Annotated in this window: 1 protein-coding gene; it reads left to right on the forward strand. The window is 58.8% G+C overall.

Annotated features, from left to right (window positions below; translation table 11 throughout):
* On the forward strand, window positions 1-1293 hold a 1293-nt coding region (locus JTI85_RS18985), incomplete at its 5' end, for a terminase large subunit domain-containing protein (RefSeq protein WP_255574881.1).
* Window positions 1294-1295: the final 2 nt, after the last annotated feature.

Genomic DNA, 1295 nt, shown 5'->3' on the forward strand with positions numbered 1-1295 from the left:
CGCATTCGCAATCTGCTCAAGTCACGCCAGATTGGCGCGACCTTCTTTTTTGCCCGTGAGGCGCTGATTGACGCCATCACCACCGGGCGCAACCAGATTTTCCTCTCCGCCAGCAAGGCGCAGGCGCACGTCTTTAAGCAGTACATCATCGACTTTGCCAAAGAGGTGGATGTGGAGCTGAAAGGCGACCCGATGACGCTCAGCAACGGGGCGTGTCTGTACTTTCTCGGCACCAACGCCCGCACGGCGCAGAGCTACCACGGCAATCTGTATCTTGATGAATATTTCTGGATACCGAAATTCCAGGAGCTTCGCAAAGTCGCCTCCGGGATGGCCATTCACAAGAAATGGCGCCAGACCTATTTTTCCACGCCGTCCAGCCTGACCCACAGCGCCTACCCGTTCTGGTCCGGTGCGCTGTTCAACCGGGGCCGCGCCAAAGCAGACAAGGTGGACATTGACCTGACTCACGCCAGTCTGGCCCCCGGCCTGCTTTGCCCGGACGGGCAGTACCGGCAGATCGTCACCGTGGAAGATGCGGTGCGCGGCGGCTGTAATCTGTTCGACCTCGACCAGTTGCGCATGGAGTACAGCCCGGACGAATACCAGAACCTGCTGATGTGTGAATTTATTGACGATCTGGCGTCCGTGTTCCCGCTCAGCGAGCTGCAGGCATGCATGGTGGACAGTTGGGAAGTCTGGAGCGATTTTCACGCACTGGCACTGCGCCCGTTTGGCTGGCGCGAAGTGTGGATCGGTTACGACCCGGCGAAAGGCACGCAGAACGGTGACAGCGCAGGCTGCGTGGTGATGGCGCCACCCGCCGTGCCGGGCGGTAAGTTCCGCATTCTTGAGCGTCATCAGTGGCGCGGGATGGACTTCCGCGCCCAGGCTGACGCTATCAAAAAGCTGACGCAGCAGTACAACGTGACCTATATCGGCATCGACTCCACTGGCGTCGGTCATGGTGTTTACGAGAACGTGAAAGCGTTCTTTCCTGCCGTCCGGGAGTTTGTCTACAACCCCAACGTCAAAAACGCCCTGGTGCTCAAGGCATACGACATTATCAGCCACCGCCGTCTGGAGTTCGACGCCGGACACACCGACATTGCGCAGTCCTTTATGGCAATCCGCCGCGCCACTACCGCCAGCGGAAACCGTCCCACCTACGAAGCCAGCCGCAGCGAAGAAGCCAGCCATGCAGATTTGGCCTGGGCAACGATGCACGCACTGTTTAACGAACCGCTGCAGGGCGAATCCGCCAATACCAGCAATATTGTGGAGATTTTTTGATG

The organism is Citrobacter sp. Colony219, assembly GCF_019382635.1.
GTDB classification, from domain to species: domain Bacteria; phylum Pseudomonadota; class Gammaproteobacteria; order Enterobacterales; family Enterobacteriaceae; genus Citrobacter; species Citrobacter youngae.